Here is a 16,962-nt window from a genome sequence, read left to right on the forward strand (position 1 = left end):
CAGAACAAAGATACCTCAAGTGACAAATTCAAAAATAAAACATTTTGTTGTAATTATAACACTATGTTTTTCCTTTGCCTGCAAGCAGGAAAAAGGGCAGCTCATCGAAATTGAGGGAAAGCAAATCCCCGTCGATTCATCACTATCGGGAATTGACTCCCTTACAGCTTTTATAGCTCCCTACAAAAAACGCGTGGACGAGGTGTTGGACAGTACCTTGGCCCATGCACCCCGAAGTCTTGATCTTAATGACGGCGAGCGCAATACCTCCATGGGCAACTTTTTGGCCGATTTGATTTTTGAAGAGACCGCTCCCCTTTTTAAAACCAAAACTGGAAAAGAGCTCGATTTTGTGATCATGAACCACGGTGGGGTACGTGCCATTCTTTCGGCTGGACCCGTCACAGCACGAAATGCCTACGAGATCATGCCGTTCGAGAATTACATCTCGGTGGTAGAACTCGACGGCACAGCCGTTCGAAATCTGGTTTTGTATTTGGCCGGTGCCCGAAGGGCCCATCCCATTGCAGGGATGCAGATTGTGATGGACCAAGATGGCGGACTGGAATCCATTACCATTGGGGACAGTCCTTTTGATGAAAGCCGCAGCTATTTTGTGGCCACTTCGGATTATTTGGTAGCGGGAGGGAGCGAAATTGGTTTTTTCCCGAATGTGGAATCCACTACGGATACGGGCTATCTGTTGCGCAACGCCATCATCGACCATTTTCGAAAAAAGGACACGCTAACCGGTCAAGTGGATGACCGATTTATTATGAAGGACCAATGAAACGAAGAGATTTTCTCAAACAAACAGCAGCGACCTCAAGCTTTGTGGGCTTGGGCGGATTAGGACTGAATTCTTGTGCCCACTTTGGCCAAAAAAAGATTACCATTTTGCATACCAACGATGTACACAGCCATATTGAGACCTTCCCCAGTACGCATGCTCGATGGGCCAATTTGGGCGGGGTGGCCCGACGAGCGGCCTTGGTGGAAAGCATTCGCAACGAAAACCCCAATACCCTTTTGTTCGATGCCGGGGATATCTTTCAAGGAACACCTTATTTTAATTTTTATGGAGGCGAACTGGAGTTTAAATTGATGAGCAAGCTGAAGTACGATGCAGCCACCATCGGCAACCACGATTTTGACAATGGGATTGGTGGGCTGTTGGCCCAGGTGCCCCATGCCAGTTTTGAGCTGCTCTCGGCCAATTATGATTTTACCAACACCGAGATGGATGGCTATACCAAGCCCTACAAAATTTATAGTATTGATGGTATTAAAATTGGCGTATATGGATTGGGCATACAACTGGAGGGGCTAGTGTTGAAACGCTTGTGCAAGGAAACCCAATATTTGAACCCCTTTGAGGTTGCTTTGGATACCGAACGCCAATTGAAGGAAAAAGAAAACTGCGATTTGGTGATTTGCCTCTCGCATTTGGGCTATGATTATGCCAACCCCAATCGCCCCTCCGATACGCAATTGGCGGAGCGCACCTCTTATACCGACCTTATTATTGGTGGCCATACCCATACCTTTTTGGATAAGCCCGATGTTCGCACCAACCAAAAGGGCAACTCCGTTTTGGTGAACCAAGTGGGCTGTTATGGGATTAACTTGGGCCGTATTGACTTTTACTTTGATAGCCAAAAAAATGCCTCGGCAAATGGGGTGTCAATCACGGTGTAGCATAAAAACACCCAAGCGATATCGCTTGGGTGTGTGTATACCTCAAAACCGGGTATGGCCCATACCACGGATTTGTATTTTTTAATTTATTTTAATTGCATTGGGAGTCTCCTACTATTTGCCAACTATCGTCATTGACCAAGGAGTCTCTGGCGGCAATGCCCTCATCACAATAGGTGAGTCCATCGGCCCCCAAGGTTATTCCTTGAGGTGGGGATTCTAAACTGGCCCAGCCGACCAAAGTAGCACTGTAGTTTTCTTGGGAAAGACCAGAATCAGAGAGCATGTTTGACAAATTGGAAGAATTGGAAATATCCCAATCTCCTAAACTTTTGTCAAACGAAGACGCTTTAAATAACATTCGATTCATATTATTTACCTTGCTGGTGTCCCAGTCTTTAATGTCTGAATTAAAACTCTCCGCTTCGGTAAACATATAGGCCATACTAGTCACATTATTTACTTGCCAAGTACTAATATCTCTGTTAAAAACCCTAGCACCAGAAAACATGCTGTTCATATTTTCCACTTTGCTGACGTCCCAACCGCTGATGTTTCCATTAAACTTTTCAGCTTTTTGAAACATTGATTCCATCTTAGTGATGTTACTTACATTCCAATTATTTAGGTCCCCATTAAAATTAAATGAATACCAAAACATCTTTGAAAGGTCCGTTACGGAAGACAAATTGGGAGCGTCAACAGCATTGCTAACCACTTGCTCACATCTGGCAAAAGCATATTCCATGGTTTCCCATTCAATGAATCCCCATTGATCGATACTCTTCAGGGCAGTATTAGGTGCATTACCCATCCCCATGCCAAATGCGGGGAACTGTCCTTTTATAGCTACTTTGTATGTCCCTAAAGTATTATAGGTGTGGTGTATATCATTACTTTCGGTGATGTCTTCAATGAAGCCATCTCCCCAATCAATAGTGTAGTTATAGGTTCGCTCAATATGGGTGAAAATGGTAATGGTCTCCCCATTTTCATCGGTCCTCCATGTAGTAACAAACCATTCAGGATCGTCGGCAAAGCTTTTAAAAGCATCTAAAACAGTAATACTTACATGAGCCTCTGCTATTTCAGTCCCATCTGTAACACTTACAATGATTTCATGTGCTGTTTTGGTCTTGTAATCTAACTGTTGGCCTTGGCCCAAACTAATCTCCCCACTGTCCGTAATCTCAAATAGATTGCCATCGTTAGTACTAATGCTAAAGACAAGTTCGTCACTGTCAAGATCCATAGCGACCACCATGCCAATCACGGTTATATCTTCTATATTTTCTGCGGCGACAAAGGCTTGGTCCTCCATTTCAGGGGCATTGTCGTTCACATTGGTCACGGTTATTGTAATCTCTGCGGTAATAGTTTCGGTGCTGTCATTTACGGCAACGGTTATTGCATGAGACTCGGCGATCTCAAAATCGAGATTTTGTCCCTCGGCCAGGCTCAGCATACCTGTTTGGGTAATTTCAAACAAGTCGGCGTCGTTAGTCACAATGCTATAAGTCAATTCGTCCCCGTCTTGATCACTAGCCACAACGATTCCAATTTCTTCGGCATCATCAATGTCCTCAGTCACGATAAATTGCTGATTCTCAATTTCGGGGGCATTGTCGTTGTCGTTGGTCACGTTGATGGTGATCTCGGCAGCGGCGGTGGCCGTGCCATCGTTTACCTCAACAGTGATGGTATGAGCGTCTGCTGTCTCAAAATCAAGGTTTTCCCCCTCGGCCAAACTTAATACGCCAGCTTCGGTAATTTCAAATAGGTCATTGTCGTTGGTGGTGATGCTGAAAACAAGTTCGTCACCGTCCTCGTCATTGGCCACCACGGTGCCTATCTCAAAGGTATCCTCTATATTTTCAACCACCGAAAAGCTTTGGTCCTCGATCATGGCGCTGGAGTTCACATTGGTGACGGTGATGGTCACCTTGGCGGTGGCCTCGTCCTCCCCATCGCTAACGCTAACGGTGATCTGGTGCGATTGGGCGGTGTTGAAATCAAGGCTCTTTCCACTGGCCAGGCTCAGGGCGCCCGCTTCTGTTATCTCGAACAGCTTGTTGTTGTTTGTGGTGATCTCAAAGGTAAGGGCATCCCCGTCGGCATCGGTGGCCTGGAGGGTGCCGATTATTTGGGAATCGGGTATATTTTCCGCCACGGTAAAGGCCTGATCGGCCATTTTGGGCGGAGTATTGGGTTTTTCATCGTCCTTGCTGCAGGCAAAGACCAAGATTGCAAAAGAGGCAAAAAGAAGTAGGTCACGTAATTTCATCACGGGTGTTTTTTTGGTTTAACAAATTGAAATTAGGGGTTGCGGAAATTTTGGGGTGACCTTGTTTTATGGACCCAGTACACCAATTGACCAAGGGCCGTTTTGGGTTGACGGGATAAAAAAACACCCAAGCGATCTCGCTTGGGTGCCATACATCCCAAATTCGTGAACATATTTGAATCACGTTTTGTTTATATTTTTATTAGTTGCATACGGCATCTCCAGTTATGTCCCAGCCATGATCATTGACCAAGGAATCTCTTGCTCCTATGGCTTCAGGACCGCAATAGATAAGGCCATCAGCTCCCAATTCAATTTCTTGTGGTGGCGAAACATGATCGGCCCAGCCAATCAAGGTAGCGCTATAGTTCTCACTGGAAAGACCAGAATTATTGAGCATCAATTGCATATTCAAAACTTTACCTATATTCCAGCTACCGATATTTTGGTCGAAATACGTTGCATCGGTGAACATGGCATACATATTGGTTACGTTGCCAACATTCCAATCACTTATATCTTGATTGAATGAACTTGCCTGTCTGAACATCCATCCCATATTGGTCACGTTACCGACCTCCCAAGAGCTGATATCACTATTGAATACCTCAGCACCCAAAAACATTTGTTCCATATCGGTCACTTGGCTTACATCCCAAGCACTCAGATTTCCACTAAATGAACTTGCGTGGGTGAACATGGAATTCATGTCCGTTACTTGGCTTACATCCCAGTCGCCAATATCACGGTTGAACAAACTAGCATATGAGAATAAGCGGGACATAGACTCTATGTTGCTCACATCCCAACTACCTATGTCGCCATTAAACATAGAACATTCATAAAACATATATGCCATGGAGGTCACTTGGGGTAAGTTAGGAGCATCGATGGCATTGTGTACCATTGTCGTGCAATTCATAAAGGCATTTTCCATTGTTTGCCATAGATTGGTGCCCCACTGGTCAATACTTGCAAGGGCAGGTATGTCTTCCTCTGCTTCACCCATATTAATGGCCGGGAACTGGCCCTTTAGGGCCACAGTATACGTACCCGCTAGGGTGTATGTATGCTCCGCATCATCACTGCTTGTAATTTGCTGGGTCGTGCCGTCTCCCCAATTAATGGTATAGTTATATTGCAGTTCTCCACGGGTGTAAATGGTGATGGTTTCGGCATTGTTCTTTGTTTTCCAAGTGGTGATAAATGCCTCTGGGTCTTCAAAAAGGCTTTCAATCGTATTATCAACGTTAATGTTGATCTGTGCGTTCACCTCTTCTTCCCCGTCGGTAACGCTGACGGTAAAACTGTGCTTCTGTTCTTTCTCATAGTCCAGTTGTTTGCCAGCCGCAAGGCTAATGGCTCCACTTTGGGTAATCTCGAACAGGTCGGCGTCGTTGGTAACCAAACTAAAGGTAAGGGCGTCACCATCGGCATCGATTGCTGTAACGGTGCCAATTACCTCAGTATCGGATACATCCTCAGAAGCGGTAAAGGATTGGATGGCCATTTTAGGGGCACTGTTGGTTGCGGGCACTTCTTTTGGCCCATCGTCTTTGCTACAGCCAATCACAGTGATCATCAAAACGGCAAAAAAGGTTGTTTTGTAAAATTTCATTTTAGATTTTTTTAAGGTTAAGGCCTGAAACTATGGGGTTTCTTGTATTTTAAGGGTGAGTGTTTTACGGAACGAGGCCACCGATTGACCAAGGCCCGCTTTGGGTTGATTTGATTTTAGTCTTCAGTGAAGACATCATCTTTTTCAAAAAAAATATTCGCTACTGTAACAATGCCATTTTGGAATACTCTTTAGACCAAACATCAATCAACAAAACCTCATCAATCGAGAACAAACATCAATCAAAAAAACCATGCATTTCAATTTCAAGAAAGCAACACTGTGTGCCGTCAGTATCCTGATGGCGCATGGTGCTTTTGCACAGAACCAAACACCGATTAGCGAAGTCAATTTTTATGAATCTGTAGAAACGGTAAAAGCGAAAATTGGCAATCACGTACTTTCCCATTCCGTTTTGTCCCTAGATCAGCCGACCTTTCCGTTGGCGAAGGATTCCGAAATCCATTTGTTGTGCACCAACCTTAAAACCGAACAAGGCATCTTGGCACAAGTTGTTTTTACTTTTGCTGATGACCAACTGCAGTATATAGAGGCACGGGGCAATGCCGTCAGCACCCTTATCGAAGCTCGAAAAGATACCGCTCAGACCTTTATGGGCTATAAGGTGCTTTTTAAGGAGCGTATATTCGGAAATATGGAAAAAGACATTGTTTGGATACTGACCGAAGAGGCCATGCATCCCAATTTGTTTACTTGGGAGAATCCCTATCTCACCAAAGGCGGTGCTGTGGAAATGGAACACTCCGTTTCTGCAGAAATTCCTGATTTTATTGAAATGGGCGCTGATCTCGAGACGCTTCGCCCCCTATTTGAAGCCAATAGCAGTTTTGTACATGAGCAAAAGCTCGATGGTTCGGACCCCAATGCCCAGTTGCAGCTGAATTGCTTTGGAGTGGACTACGCCGGGTTTCCGCGAAAAATTGAAGCGCGATTCGGTGATGGCAAGCTCAATGTGGTATGGATCCTGACCGGCAAGGGCGAAGAAGACCGCCTACGTAAAAAATTGGTGGCACAGTACGGGGAGCCCATCTTTGTAAATGATGCCTGGGAAATGTTTGAAAACTGGACCATCGGCCTGAGGAAAGATAAACCCGAAGTTTTGCTCTTGACGCCAGAGCTGGGTCAGTTCTACAAAACGGAATACTTTAAGCAGTAGCTTTTTTTGTTCAATGGCAGGTCACCAACAATGTTGCGGGTTCAGTGATTCCCTTCCGGCGTTGTCTTCGATTGAAATTTTATGAGGAAAGTGCCGCTTCGACCAATTGTTTCAGCTCAGCTTCCAAGCTGATCTTTGGAAAAGGTTGGCCAGCCCTGCGGTACCAGTAGCCGGCATTCCAATCATCACCTTCCTTGCGGTGCAGATAGGCGTGAATCCAACTTCCCATGTCGGTATTGAGGTCTTGTGCTATGTTGTGGGATGCATTCCAATCGCCTTTGGCATCCCACCAGAGGGATTGTAGGGCCAATGACCAACTTTTACTCGGGGCGGAGGTATCCAAAGTTTCTTGAAAGGCATCAAAGTCCTTAGGAATCATCCCTCTAATTTTTGAAGAAACTCTTGTTCCGAAATGATGGGCACGCCCAAATTTTCGGCTTTCGTCCGTTTGCTGGGGCCCATATTCTCCCCTGCCACCAAAAAGCTTGTTTTTGAAGATACCGAGGAAGCCACCTTGCCCCCATTGTCCTCAATCAACTTTTTCAATTCGTTACGGTTGATGGTTGCAAAAACCCCAGACACTACGAAGGTTTGGCCTTTTAAATGATCCGTTTGGTTTTGCAATTGTTCTTCTGACAAGGAAAACTGTAAGCCATAATCTTTGAGTCGATGTACAAGTTGAACATTGCTTTCCTCTCCGAAGAACTCCACCACACTTTCTGCAATGCGTTCACCTATTTCATCCACGGCGACCAGTTCCTCTGCAGTAGTTGCCATCAAAGCATCAATATTTTTATAGGCCTTGGCGAGTTTTTTGGCCACGGTCTCCCCCACATATCGAATTCCAAGCGCAAACAAGACCCTCTCAAAGGGTATGGCCTTTGAAGCTGCCACCCCATTTACCAAATTTTCCGCTGATTTTTCGGCCATGCGTTCCAAAGGCATGATCTGTTCCTTGGTGAGGGTATACAAATCTGCATAATTCTGAATCAGGCCTTCTTTGTGCAACAATTCCACCGTTTCACCACCCAATCCTTCAATATCCATCGCCTTACGGGAAATAAAGTGTTGTATGCGGCCTGTGATTTGGGGAGGACAGCCCACGTCATTGGGGCAAAAATGTTGGGCCTCACCCTCATTGCGAATCAATTCCGTGCCGCATTCGGGGCAATGGGTAATGTATTGGGTGGGTTGGGAGTCTTTGGGACGCTTTGTAAAGTCCACCGCAATGATTTTCGGAATAATTTCGCCACCCTTTTCCACAAAAACCGTATCGCCTTTGCGAATGTCCAACTTCGCAATCTGGTCTGCATTGTGGAGGGAAGCTCTTTTTACCGTGGTCCCCGCCAAGAGTACGGGTTCTAAATTCGCCACGGGTGTGATGGCTCCGGTTCGACCTACTTGATAGGTTATCTCGTGAAGCACTGTTGAAGCTTGTTCCGATTTAAATTTATAGGCCATGGCCCAGCGCGGGGATTTGGCGGTATATCCCAATTCTTCTTGATGCCGTATGTTATTGACCTTGACCACAACCCCATCTGTTTCGTAGGGTAGGTCATGACGGTGTACATCCCAATGATTTACAAATTGCATGACCTCAGTGGTGGATTTGCACAACTTAGCCACTGTAGGCACCTTGAAACCCCAAGACCGGGTTTTTTCCAAAACTTCAAATTGGGAAGAAATGCTTAGGCCGTTCCCAACAACACTATACAATAAGCACTCCAAAGGACGTTGGGCCACCAAGGCGCTGTCTTGCAATTTCAAGCTTCCCGAGGCGGTGTTTCTGGGATTCATGTAGGGTTCCTCCCCATTGGCGATGCGTTCTTGGTTCATTTTGGCAAAACCTTCCAAGGTCAAGATTATTTCTCCGCGGATATCGAATTTGGGAGGGTAGTTGCCTTTCAATTGCAAAGGCACTGATTTGATCGTCTTAATGTTGGTGGTGACATCATCGCCTTGAAATCCGTCACCGCGGGTCACGGCTTTCACCAACCTTCCTTCTTCATATGTAAGGCTTATGGAGGCTCCATCGTATTTGAGTTCGCAGGTGAATTCCACCTCAACATTGCCCAGAATCCGTTGAATGCGTTTTTCCCAATCTTCCAGGTCTTCCTTGGAATAGGAATTATCCAAGGAATACATGCGGTGTTCATGGGCCACGGTCTCAAAATTCTTGGTCACCTCGCCCCCAACCCTTAGGGTTGGTGAGGTTGGGTCATGAAATTCGGGGTGAGCGGCCTCCAACTCCTGAAGCTCTTTGAGCTTCATATCAAATTCATAATCAGATATGGTGGGCTGATCGAGGACATAGTATTTGTAATTGTGCTCCCGAAGTTCTTCGCGAAGGGCAGTTATTTTTTGTTTGGCATCCATTAGTTACATTTTGGGCTGATCGCAAATTACCCTATGAGGTCTTTACTCCTTTTAGCATTCGAAAATTACCAAAAATATCTTTCCGTAATTCCAGATTGACAAAATTCGAATCTCTTAAGAGCTGTTCGGTTTCTTTGGATAGATATTGATTGATTTCCAAAAACAATTTCCCGCCAGGTTTTAAGTGTGTTGTGGCATACTCCGTAATGGTGCGATAAAAAACCAAGGGGTCCTCATCAGGTACAAAAAGTGCAAGGCCCGGCTCATATTTTTTTACATTATTTTGAATTTCTTTCTTTTCCAATTCCCGAACATAAGGAGGGTTGGAAACGATTATATCGTACTCCTGTGCGATGTTTTCTGAAATGTTTCGGATGTCTCCTTGAAAAAATTCCACTGAAACCTCGTTCAACTTAGCGTTTTCAGTTGCAAGTTGTAAGGCTTCTTCGGAAATGTCCAAGGCATGAACCTGGGCAGCTGGCCAATTTTTGGCGATGGCGATGGCGATACATCCGCTGCCTGTTCCGATGTCGAGAATTCTTAGGTCGGGTGTTTGGTGTTTGGTGCTTGATGCCCGGTGCTTGGTGTTGGATGTTGGGTGTTCGAGGTCTGAAATAACCCATTGTACCAATTCCTCCGTTTCTGGTCGAGGAATGAGCACATTTTCGTTGACCTTGATTTCCAAATCCATGAAATGGGCAATTCCCAAAATGTATTGGAGTGGTTTTTCCAATCGCAATTGGGCCAAAGCTTCAAAAATGGGCTGCTCCTCTTCTTTGGTAATGGTGAGCTGGGGCTGTAAAACCAAAACAAAGCGCTCCAATCCCAAATAATGCTCAATGACCCGATAAAAAAAAGAATCTACCTCCTCGACCGGATATAGATCGTCCAATTCTTTATGAAAGATGTTTTTGATATCGGCCAGAAGCATCTTACAGTTCTTTTAGCATCCAAACCGGACAAGAATAGTGTCCTGTGTTGCCCATGGGGGCATCGATGTATTCAAACCCATTTTTTTGATAGAGTTTTTGGGCGGCTTTCATGTAGGGCATGGTTTCCAAGTAGCATTTTTCAAACCCGAATTCACGAGCTTTGTCCAAACAGACCGAAATCATTTTAGAGCCCAGTCCCTTGCCGCGCAATTCATCCAAAAAGTACATTTTTTGTAGCTCGCACACATTGCCTTCATAATTATCCAACTGTGCAATTCCGGCGCAACCGAAAATCCTTCCGTTGTCCTCCACCACAAAATAGGTGGCCTTGGGAACATTGTAGGTCGAATACATATCATCCAAGGCTTTATCGGCATAGGCAGTGCCCACTTTCGGAACGCCCAAATCTTCCAAAACCTTTCGCACGACCTGAGCTACTTGTGCATTATCTTCGGGTTTGATTTCTCGAATGACCATCGCAGTTTTATTGCGCTTTATTGTTCTATTTTTGCTGGGTGAAGATACACGAAAAATACATCCGACGTTGCATTGAGTTGGGCGAAAATGGCCTAGGTTCCACAGCGCCAAATCCTATGGTTGGATGTGTAATCGTTCATCAGGATTCCATCATTGGAGAAGGCTTCACCAGTCCGTTCGGAGGTCCACATGCCGAGGTGAACGCCATAGAATCCGTAGAAGACAAGTCATTACTTGAAAAGGCTACCTTATATGTGACCTTGGAACCTTGTTTCCATTTTGGCAAGACCCCGCCCTGTGCGGATTTGATCATAGCATACCAAATTCCTGAAGTGGTTATTGGGCTGTTGGACCCACATGAAAAAGTTGGTGGAAAGGGCATTGAAAAATTGAAGAAATCCGGGTGCGAGGTGACCATCGGTGTTTTAGAGGAAGAATGCCGCGCACACCACAAAAGGTTTTTGAGCTTTCACGAACGTCAACGCCCATACATTATTCTGAAATGGGCAGAAACACAGGATGGCTTTATCGCTCCAGAAAAATCGGCTCGGTCCAATACCCCAGAGCCTTATTGGATCACCAACTCCTACTCTCGACAAAGGGTGCATCAATGGCGAAGCGAGGAACAGGCCATTTTAGTGGGAACCCAAACCGTTTTGGAAGATAACCCCAGTTTGACCTTACGGGATTGGGTTGGAAAGCATCCCATCCGGATTGTGTTGGACCGTGATTTACGGATTCCCAAGGACTTCAAGGTTCTTGATCAAGAATCAAAGTCCATAGTCATCACACAAAACTCGGATGCGAACAAAATGATAAAGGGTGTGCATTATGAAATAGCAGATTTCAACAGGGAACTTGCAACTCAAATCTGTGAAATCCTGTACCGCAATTCCATCAACTCGGTGATTGTTGAAGGTGGCACACAGACCCTACAGACTTTCATAGATGCCAAACTATGGGATGAAGCGCGAATTTTTAGGGGAGAGATTACCTTTGGAAATGGGCTTGTTGCTCCCAAAATTTCTGGAAAAGTGAAGACCTCAACGAAAATACAATCCGATTCTTTAACCCTACTTACCCCATGATCAAGAACATTATACTGGATTTTGGCGACATTTTCATCAATCTCGACAAACCTGCCACGGCAAGGGCCATGGTTCCTTTTGGTTTTACAGGGGTGACCCCTAAGTTGGATGCGCTTTTTAAAGCCTATGAGAAAGGTACAGTTTCGAGCACTGTATTTTTGGAAGTGGTTTCCGCTGAGTTTCCCAAGGCCAGCGAATCTGATTTGATCAAGGCTTGGAATGCCATTCTTTTGGAATTTCCTGATTCCCGTTTAGAGTTTGTTGAGCAATTGGCCCTTGAAAATCAGTATCGTTTGTTTCTTTTGAGCAATACCAACGACATTCATATTGAATATGTGAAACAGACCATGGGCCTGGAAAAGTATGCCCGATTCAAAAATGCGTTTGATGTTTTCTATCTCTCTTATGAGATGGGCATGCGGAAACCTGATCTAGAAATTTTCGATTTTGTGCTACAAGAAAACCATCTACGGCCCCATGAAACTTTATTTGTGGATGACACTAAGGACAATACGGATGCGGCATCGCAGTTGGGCATCAAAACCTGGAACCTTCTGGTCGGCAAAGAGGATATTACCCAATTAAAGTTGCACCTATAATGTTAGACCTTGCTTTAAGTGTTCTATGCTCCAGCCTCATCTTTGTTATTTTCAAGTTGTTCGATGTATACAATGTACAGACCTTATATGCCATAATCGTCAACTATTTGGTGGCTTTTATAACCGGAACTTTACTTTATGAGGGTTCACTAAACCTTAGTGAGGTGTTTGCACAGTCCTGGTTTTTGGGAACTTTGGCCTTGGGTGTTCTTTTTATAGTCATCTTCAATCTTATGGCCAAGACCTCTCAGGTGGCCGGGGTGTCCGTTGCATCTGTTGCCACAAAAATGTCCTTGGCGATTCCGGTGGTGTTTGGGATGGTGCTTTACAAAGAACAGCTTTCAGTACTACAAATTCTGGGAATCGTTTTGGCATTGGCGGCCGTCTATTTTGCTTCCATTAAAGGGAATGCCCGCGCTGTTCCCAAAAAGGCGTTACTCTTGCCCTTTTTGGTATTTCTGGGTTCTGGCATTATCGATACCAGCATGAAATATTTTGAGGAGAGACATCTCTCCAATGAAGAGGTGGCTATTTTCTCTGCTATGATTTTTGGGGCAGCGGCCTTTACCGGTCTATTGTTCATTCTGGTAAACCTTCGCAAAAAACCCCTGAAAGTGAACTACAGAAATCTTGCAGGTGGGATTCTGCTGGGAGTCCCCAACTACTTTTCCATCTTTTTCCTTTTAAGGGCACTACAAAATGACCTATTTGCCAGTGCTTCCATTTTTACCATCAACAATGTGGCCATTGTTATGTTTTCGACCTTCTTGGGCATTCTGTTATTTAAGGAAAGGATGAGCATCAAAAACTGGAGTGGGATCTTGCTGGCTGTTGTAAGTATTGTTTTAGTAGCCCTTTTTTAATGGAGAACGGAACAGGCATCTATAAAACACTAACAAGACCTTCGGTAGAAATTCTTTTTAAGGATAGAAAAAGTAAGTTTTTTGGGTATGCCTTTCCTATTCAAACCGAGGAAGAAGTAAAGCCCATAGTTGAGGAATTACGAAAAAAACATGCTTCCGCAAATCATGTGTGTTATGCCTGGCAGCTAGGTATTGATAATCCTAGATTTCGTGCCAATGACGATGGAGAACCCAATAATTCAGCTGGCATGCCCATTTATGGGCAAATCCAATCCTTTGGGGTCACCAATCTGCTGGTCGCTGTGGTCCGAATTTTTGGGGGAACCAAACTTGGGGTCGGGGGACTCATACAGGCTTATCGCGCTGCAGCCGAAATGGCATTGGATAGTTCAGATATTGAGGAGCGAACGGTAGTAGAGAATTTTCAACTTGATTTTAGCTATTCGGAAATGAGCAAGGTGATGCGAATGATCAAACAGCATCCAATAGAAATTGAATCGCAGAAAATGGAGATGGATTGCTGTTTTATAATTTCCGTCCCCAAAAGCAGGTCCGACATTATATTTGAATATTTCAACGAGCTGCCCTCGATTTCAATTCGAAAGATTTAAGGGTCCAACCTTTCCAGAATATAATCTGGGCACATCATCGGTTTTTGGGAGGTTTTGTTCATGAAGGCCAAAACCGTATGGGCCTCGACCAAAAGTTCCTTTTCCTCGTTATAGATTTTATAGTCGAATTCTATTTTAACTTTGGGGGTTTTTACAAGTTGTGTTTCAACTGTAAGAAGGTCATCATACAGTGCTGATTTTTTATAATGTAGTTGTAAGGAAATTACAGGTAACATGATTCCATTTTCCTCCATGCTCCTATAGGTAATGCCCAAAGCCCTTAACCACTCTACCCTGCCCATCTCCAAGTATTGCGCGTAGTTACCGTGATACACCACGCCCATCTGGTCGGTTTCGCCATAGCGCACGCGAAAAGAATGTGAATTTAATCGCATATTTTAAGCGAAAAACTTTATATTTAAAAGCTTGGTTAACATTAAGGAAACATGCGAAAAAAAAATAAAACTTTCAACCAGTTTTGATTTTTTTTTTAAAAGATTTGTTTACATATTTGTCGCATCCGATAAGCATCTTTCAACCTTAGATGCTTTCATCTAAAAAAGCATCTAGCTAACCAACAAACAAGGGAAAACTTTTATGAGTGTTACTGCAAATTCCGTATGGAACAACTGTTTGGCTTTTATCCAGGATAATATCCAACCGCAGGCATTCAAAACGTGGTTTGAACCTATTAAGCCCATCAAGCTTGCAGATAATGCCCTGAGCATTCAAGTTCCCAGCAAGTTTTTCTATGAATGGCTCGAAGAGCACTATGTAAAGCTTTTAAAAGTTGCCTTGACCAAAGAGCTGGGTAAAAACGCAAAGCTTATCTACATTATTAAGATGGAAAATAAGTACGGGAACAAAGAACCTTTTACGGAGCAAATTCCAAGTTCTAATAGAACCTCCATGGATCCTCAAGAGCTTGATGTTCCCATCACCTCAAAAAGTCCTGAGCTAAAGAACCCATTTGTTATTCCCGGAATTAGGAATATAAAAATCGAGTCCCAGCTCAATCCCAGTTATAATTTTGATAATTTCTTGGAAGGGGATTCCAATCGGTTGGCTCGTTCGGCAGGTATGGCCGTAGCCAATAAACCCGGGGGTACCTCTTTTAACCCACTTTTGGTTTTTGGAGGGGTTGGTTTGGGGAAAACGCATTTGGCCCATGCCATTGGAGTTGAAATAAAGGATAAGTACCCGGAGAAAACGGTACTTTATATTTCTGCTGAAAAATTCACCCAACAATATATTGAGTCGGTAAAAAAGAATACCCGTAACGATTTCATCCACTTTTATCAATTGATAGATGTATTGATCATTGATGATGTCCAGTTTCTTTCTGGAAAGTCTGGAACCCAGGATGTTTTCTTTCATATTTTCAACCATCTTCACCAAAATGGGAAGCAGGTTATTTTAACCTCAGACAAAGCCCCAGTGGATATGCAGGATATCGAACAGCGTCTGCTGTCTCGATTCAAATGGGGACTGTCCGCAGAGCTTCAAAGTCCAGATTACGAAACCCGGATATCCATTTTAAAGAACAAACTATATCGTGATGGGGTAGAAATGCCCGAGGAAATCATTGATCATGTGGCCAAGAACATCAAGACCAATATCCGCGAACTGGAAGGCGCCATTATCTCCTTGATTGCGCAAGCTTCTTTCAACAAGCGTGAGGTCACTTTGGAATTGGCGCAACAGGTGGTTGAAAAGTTCGTGAAAAACACCAAAAGGGAAGTTTCCATTGACTACATTCAAAAAGTGGTCTCGGACTATTTTGAAATGGATGTGGCTACCCTACAATCAAAAACTCGTAAGCGACACATTGTTCAAGCAAGGCAATTGGCCATGTTCTTTGCTAAAAAGTTCACCAAGGCCTCCTTGGCAAGCATCGGTTCCCAAATCGGAAAAAGAGACCATGCCACGGTATTACATGCTTGCAAAACCGTCGACAATTTGGCAGAGACCGACAAGCAGTTCAGAAAATATATTGAGGATTTGAGCAAAAAATTCTCCTAACAATCCCGTACTTTGATGAAAACCAAGGTTTTGATGGTCTGCTTGGGAAATATCTGCAGGTCTCCATTGGCTGAGGGTATTTTGACATCCAAAATAAACCCCGAAACGGTCTGGGTAGATTCAGCTGGTACGGCGGGATATCATATTGGCAGTCCTCCTGATTCAAGATCCATAGCCGTGGCACAGAATTATGGCCTGGATATCAGCAAGCAACGTTGTCGCAAATTTTCCTACTCAGATTTTCTGGAATTCGATTATATCTATGCCATGGACCTGAGCAATTATGCAGACATTGTGAGCCTGGCCCAAAACGAAGCTGATAGATTGAAAGTTCAACTCTTGCTGCAACAGGTAGATTTGGGGGTAACTGAAGTGCCAGACCCCTATTACGGTGGAGCTGAAGGTTTTGAACAGGTTTTTCAAATGATCGATGCAGCCTGTGAGGTCATTGCAAAAAAAATAGAGGGTTATGGAAGAAACTAAACCCAGTTTGGTAGCCGGCAAGGTATACTTGATTCCGACCACTTTGGGAGATGGAGCACCACTGGAGGTTTTGCCCATATCTATAAAGAGGACTATTGAAAATATTGACCATTACATTGTTGAAAATGAGAAAACGGCCCGAAGGTTCATCAAAAAAGTGAGCCCTAGCAAATCCCAACCTGATCTGCACATCGAACCTCTCAACAAGTACACAGACCCCGCGGTAATTCCGAGTTATCTGGATCCTTGTATCCACGGTCATGATGTAGGCGTACTGTCCGAAGCTGGCTGTCCCGGAATCGCCGATCCTGGCGGTGAAGTGGTCAGAGTGGCCCATGAAAAGAGGATACAAGTAGTTCCCCTGGTCGGGCCTTCTTCCATTCTTATGGCCATGATGTCCAGTGGCATGAATGGACAAAATTTTGCCTTTAATGGCTATTTGCCCATTGAGGGACCTGAGCGAAAAGCCATGATCAAAAAATTGGAGCGAACCTCTCGAGAGACAGGGCAAGCCCAAATATTTATGGAGACCCCTTACCGGAATGACAAGCTCTTAAAAGAACTTACCCGCACCCTTCAAAAAAATACAAGGTTGTGTGTCGCAACCGATATTACATTGCCCACGGAGTTTATCCAAACCAAAATTGTTCACGAATGGTCAGAATTGAACCCGGATTTGAACAAGAGACCAACGATCTTTATCATTCAGGCATAAAAAAACCGGAATCAGTTTG

The 16,962-nt window shown here is 44.3% G+C and carries 17 protein-coding genes; 10 read left to right on the forward strand and 7 right to left on the reverse strand.

Annotated elements, in window-relative coordinates:
* Positions 1-19: 19 nt before the first annotated feature.
* Both EW142_RS04565 and EW142_RS04570 read left to right on the forward strand, forming a co-directional pair.
* The gene (locus tag EW142_RS04565) at positions 20-790 is read left to right on the forward strand and encodes a 5'-nucleotidase C-terminal domain-containing protein (RefSeq protein ID WP_130610280.1); all 771 of its coding nucleotides are present in this window, start codon (positions 20-22) and stop codon (positions 788-790) included.
* Positions 787-1,698, forward strand: a complete 912-nt coding sequence (locus tag EW142_RS04570; RefSeq protein WP_130610283.1) for a metallophosphatase — start codon at positions 787-789, stop codon at positions 1,696-1,698. Before EW142_RS04565 ends, EW142_RS04570 begins: the two co-directional genes overlap by 4 nt.
* A 91-nt stretch (positions 1,699-1,789) precedes the next feature.
* Here EW142_RS04570 and EW142_RS04575 read toward each other — a convergent pair whose 3' ends face one another.
* Positions 1,790-3,982, reverse strand: coding sequence for a BspA family leucine-rich repeat surface protein (locus tag EW142_RS04575; protein WP_130610286.1), 2,193 nt, complete (start codon positions 3,980-3,982; stop codon positions 1,790-1,792).
* 202 nt (positions 3,983-4,184) lie between these two features.
* Positions 4,185-5,600, reverse strand: coding sequence for a BspA family leucine-rich repeat surface protein (locus EW142_RS04580; protein ID WP_130610289.1), 1,416 nt, complete (start codon positions 5,598-5,600; stop codon positions 4,185-4,187).
* 253 nt (positions 5,601-5,853) lie between these two features.
* Here EW142_RS04580 and EW142_RS04585 point away from each other — a divergent pair, with 253 nt between their 5' ends.
* On the forward strand, positions 5,854-6,777 hold the full coding sequence (locus EW142_RS04585) for a hypothetical protein (protein WP_130610292.1): 924 nt from the start codon (positions 5,854-5,856) through the stop codon (positions 6,775-6,777).
* 79 nt (positions 6,778-6,856) lie between these two features.
* Here EW142_RS04585 and EW142_RS04590 read toward each other — a convergent pair whose 3' ends face one another.
* From EW142_RS04590 to EW142_RS04605, 4 genes are read right to left on the reverse strand one after another with little or no spacing between them, the layout of a single operon-like run.
* On the reverse strand, positions 6,857-7,156 hold the full coding sequence (locus EW142_RS04590; protein WP_130610294.1) for a hypothetical protein: 300 nt from the start codon (positions 7,154-7,156) through the stop codon (positions 6,857-6,859).
* Positions 7,153-9,153: an NAD-dependent DNA ligase LigA gene (gene ligA, locus EW142_RS04595; protein ID WP_130610297.1), complete on the reverse strand. Its 2,001-nt coding sequence runs from the start codon at positions 9,151-9,153 to the stop codon at positions 7,153-7,155. The genes EW142_RS04590 and ligA overlap by 4 nt, the downstream gene beginning before the upstream one ends.
* Before the next feature lie 31 nt (positions 9,154-9,184).
* A complete protein-coding gene (gene prmC, locus EW142_RS04600) occupies positions 9,185-10,084 on the reverse strand; it encodes a peptide chain release factor N(5)-glutamine methyltransferase (RefSeq protein ID WP_130610300.1) in 900 nt (299 codons plus the stop codon).
* Position 10,085: 1 nt separating this feature from the next.
* Positions 10,086-10,562 carry a GNAT family N-acetyltransferase gene (locus EW142_RS04605; protein ID WP_130610303.1) on the reverse strand — a complete coding sequence of 159 codons (477 nt, stop codon included), beginning with the start codon at positions 10,560-10,562 and terminating at the stop codon, positions 10,086-10,088.
* A gap of 38 nt (positions 10,563-10,600) precedes the next feature.
* Between EW142_RS04605 and ribD the strand changes: the two genes are divergently transcribed.
* From ribD to EW142_RS04625, 4 genes are read left to right on the forward strand one after another with little or no spacing between them, the layout of a single operon-like run.
* On the forward strand, positions 10,601-11,650 hold the full coding sequence (gene ribD, locus EW142_RS04610) for a bifunctional diaminohydroxyphosphoribosylaminopyrimidine deaminase/5-amino-6-(5-phosphoribosylamino)uracil reductase RibD (protein ID WP_130610306.1): 1,050 nt from the start codon (positions 10,601-10,603) through the stop codon (positions 11,648-11,650).
* Complete coding sequence (locus EW142_RS04615; RefSeq protein WP_130610308.1) at positions 11,647-12,249, forward strand: HAD family hydrolase; 603 nt, start codon at positions 11,647-11,649, stop codon at positions 12,247-12,249. Before ribD ends, EW142_RS04615 begins: the two co-directional genes overlap by 4 nt.
* Positions 12,249-13,112: a DMT family transporter gene (locus tag EW142_RS04620; RefSeq protein WP_130610311.1), complete on the forward strand. Its 864-nt coding sequence runs from the start codon at positions 12,249-12,251 to the stop codon at positions 13,110-13,112. The genes EW142_RS04615 and EW142_RS04620 overlap by 1 nt, the downstream gene beginning before the upstream one ends.
* Positions 13,112-13,723 (forward strand): IMPACT family protein, encoded by a 612-nt coding sequence (locus EW142_RS04625; protein WP_130610314.1) that lies wholly within the window; start codon positions 13,112-13,114, stop codon positions 13,721-13,723. The genes EW142_RS04620 and EW142_RS04625 overlap by 1 nt, the downstream gene beginning before the upstream one ends.
* On the opposite strand, the gene EW142_RS04630 is transcribed toward EW142_RS04625, so the two are convergent.
* On the reverse strand, positions 13,720-14,118 hold the full coding sequence (locus EW142_RS04630; RefSeq protein WP_130610317.1) for an acyl-CoA thioesterase: 399 nt from the start codon (positions 14,116-14,118) through the stop codon (positions 13,720-13,722). The two genes, EW142_RS04625 and EW142_RS04630, sit on opposite strands and share 4 nt — an antisense overlap.
* Positions 14,119-14,320: 202 nt before the next feature.
* On the opposite strand from EW142_RS04630, the gene dnaA reads away from it, so the two are divergent.
* Genes dnaA through EW142_RS04645 form a run of 3 tightly spaced genes read left to right on the forward strand, consistent with a single transcriptional unit; the run spans position 14,321 to position 16,943 of the window.
* The gene (gene dnaA, locus EW142_RS04635) at positions 14,321-15,745 is read left to right on the forward strand and encodes a chromosomal replication initiator protein DnaA (RefSeq protein ID WP_130610319.1); all 1,425 of its coding nucleotides are present in this window, start codon (positions 14,321-14,323) and stop codon (positions 15,743-15,745) included.
* 15 nt (positions 15,746-15,760) lie between these two features.
* On the forward strand, positions 15,761-16,228 hold the full coding sequence (locus EW142_RS04640) for a low molecular weight protein-tyrosine-phosphatase (protein WP_130610322.1): 468 nt from the start codon (positions 15,761-15,763) through the stop codon (positions 16,226-16,228).
* Positions 16,215-16,943 carry an SAM-dependent methyltransferase gene (locus tag EW142_RS04645; protein WP_130610325.1) on the forward strand — a complete coding sequence of 243 codons (729 nt, stop codon included), beginning with the start codon at positions 16,215-16,217 and terminating at the stop codon, positions 16,941-16,943. The genes EW142_RS04640 and EW142_RS04645 overlap by 14 nt, the downstream gene beginning before the upstream one ends.
* Positions 16,944-16,962: the final 19 nt, after the last annotated feature.

It is taken from the genome of Flagellimonas allohymeniacidonis, from assembly GCF_004296335.1.
Lineage (GTDB): Bacteria > Bacteroidota > Bacteroidia > Flavobacteriales > Flavobacteriaceae > Flagellimonas > Flagellimonas allohymeniacidonis.

Excerpts from the sequence above, each read along its gene's own strand:
- EW142_RS04640 (WP_130610322.1), top strand. The coding sequence starts at position 15,761 with ATGAAAACCAAGGTTTTGATGGTCTGCTTGGGAAATATCTGCAGGTCT.
- EW142_RS04580 (WP_130610289.1), bottom strand. The coding sequence starts at position 5,600 with ATGAAATTTTACAAAACAACCTTTTTTGCCGTTTTGATGATCACTGTG.
- prmC (WP_130610300.1), bottom strand. The coding sequence starts at position 10,084 with ATGCTTCTGGCCGATATCAAAAACATCTTTCATAAAGAATTGGACGAT.
- EW142_RS04605 (WP_130610303.1), bottom strand. The coding sequence starts at position 10,562 with ATGGTCATTCGAGAAATCAAACCCGAAGATAATGCACAAGTAGCTCAG.
- dnaA (WP_130610319.1), top strand. The coding sequence starts at position 14,321 with ATGAGTGTTACTGCAAATTCCGTATGGAACAACTGTTTGGCTTTTATC.
- EW142_RS04585 (WP_130610292.1), top strand. The coding sequence starts at position 5,854 with ATGCATTTCAATTTCAAGAAAGCAACACTGTGTGCCGTCAGTATCCTG.
- EW142_RS04575 (WP_130610286.1), bottom strand. The coding sequence starts at position 3,982 with ATGAAATTACGTGACCTACTTCTTTTTGCCTCTTTTGCAATCTTGGTC.
- EW142_RS04630 (WP_130610317.1), bottom strand. The coding sequence starts at position 14,118 with ATGCGATTAAATTCACATTCTTTTCGCGTGCGCTATGGCGAAACCGAC.
- EW142_RS04645 (WP_130610325.1), top strand. The coding sequence starts at position 16,215 with ATGGAAGAAACTAAACCCAGTTTGGTAGCCGGCAAGGTATACTTGATT.
- EW142_RS04615 (WP_130610308.1), top strand. The coding sequence starts at position 11,647 with ATGATCAAGAACATTATACTGGATTTTGGCGACATTTTCATCAATCTC.
- EW142_RS04625 (WP_130610314.1), top strand. The coding sequence starts at position 13,112 with ATGGAGAACGGAACAGGCATCTATAAAACACTAACAAGACCTTCGGTA.
- ligA (WP_130610297.1), bottom strand. The coding sequence starts at position 9,153 with ATGGATGCCAAACAAAAAATAACTGCCCTTCGCGAAGAACTTCGGGAG.
- EW142_RS04590 (WP_130610294.1), bottom strand. The coding sequence starts at position 7,156 with ATGATTCCTAAGGACTTTGATGCCTTTCAAGAAACTTTGGATACCTCC.
- EW142_RS04620 (WP_130610311.1), top strand. The coding sequence starts at position 12,249 with ATGTTAGACCTTGCTTTAAGTGTTCTATGCTCCAGCCTCATCTTTGTT.
- EW142_RS04570 (WP_130610283.1), top strand. The coding sequence starts at position 787 with ATGAAACGAAGAGATTTTCTCAAACAAACAGCAGCGACCTCAAGCTTT.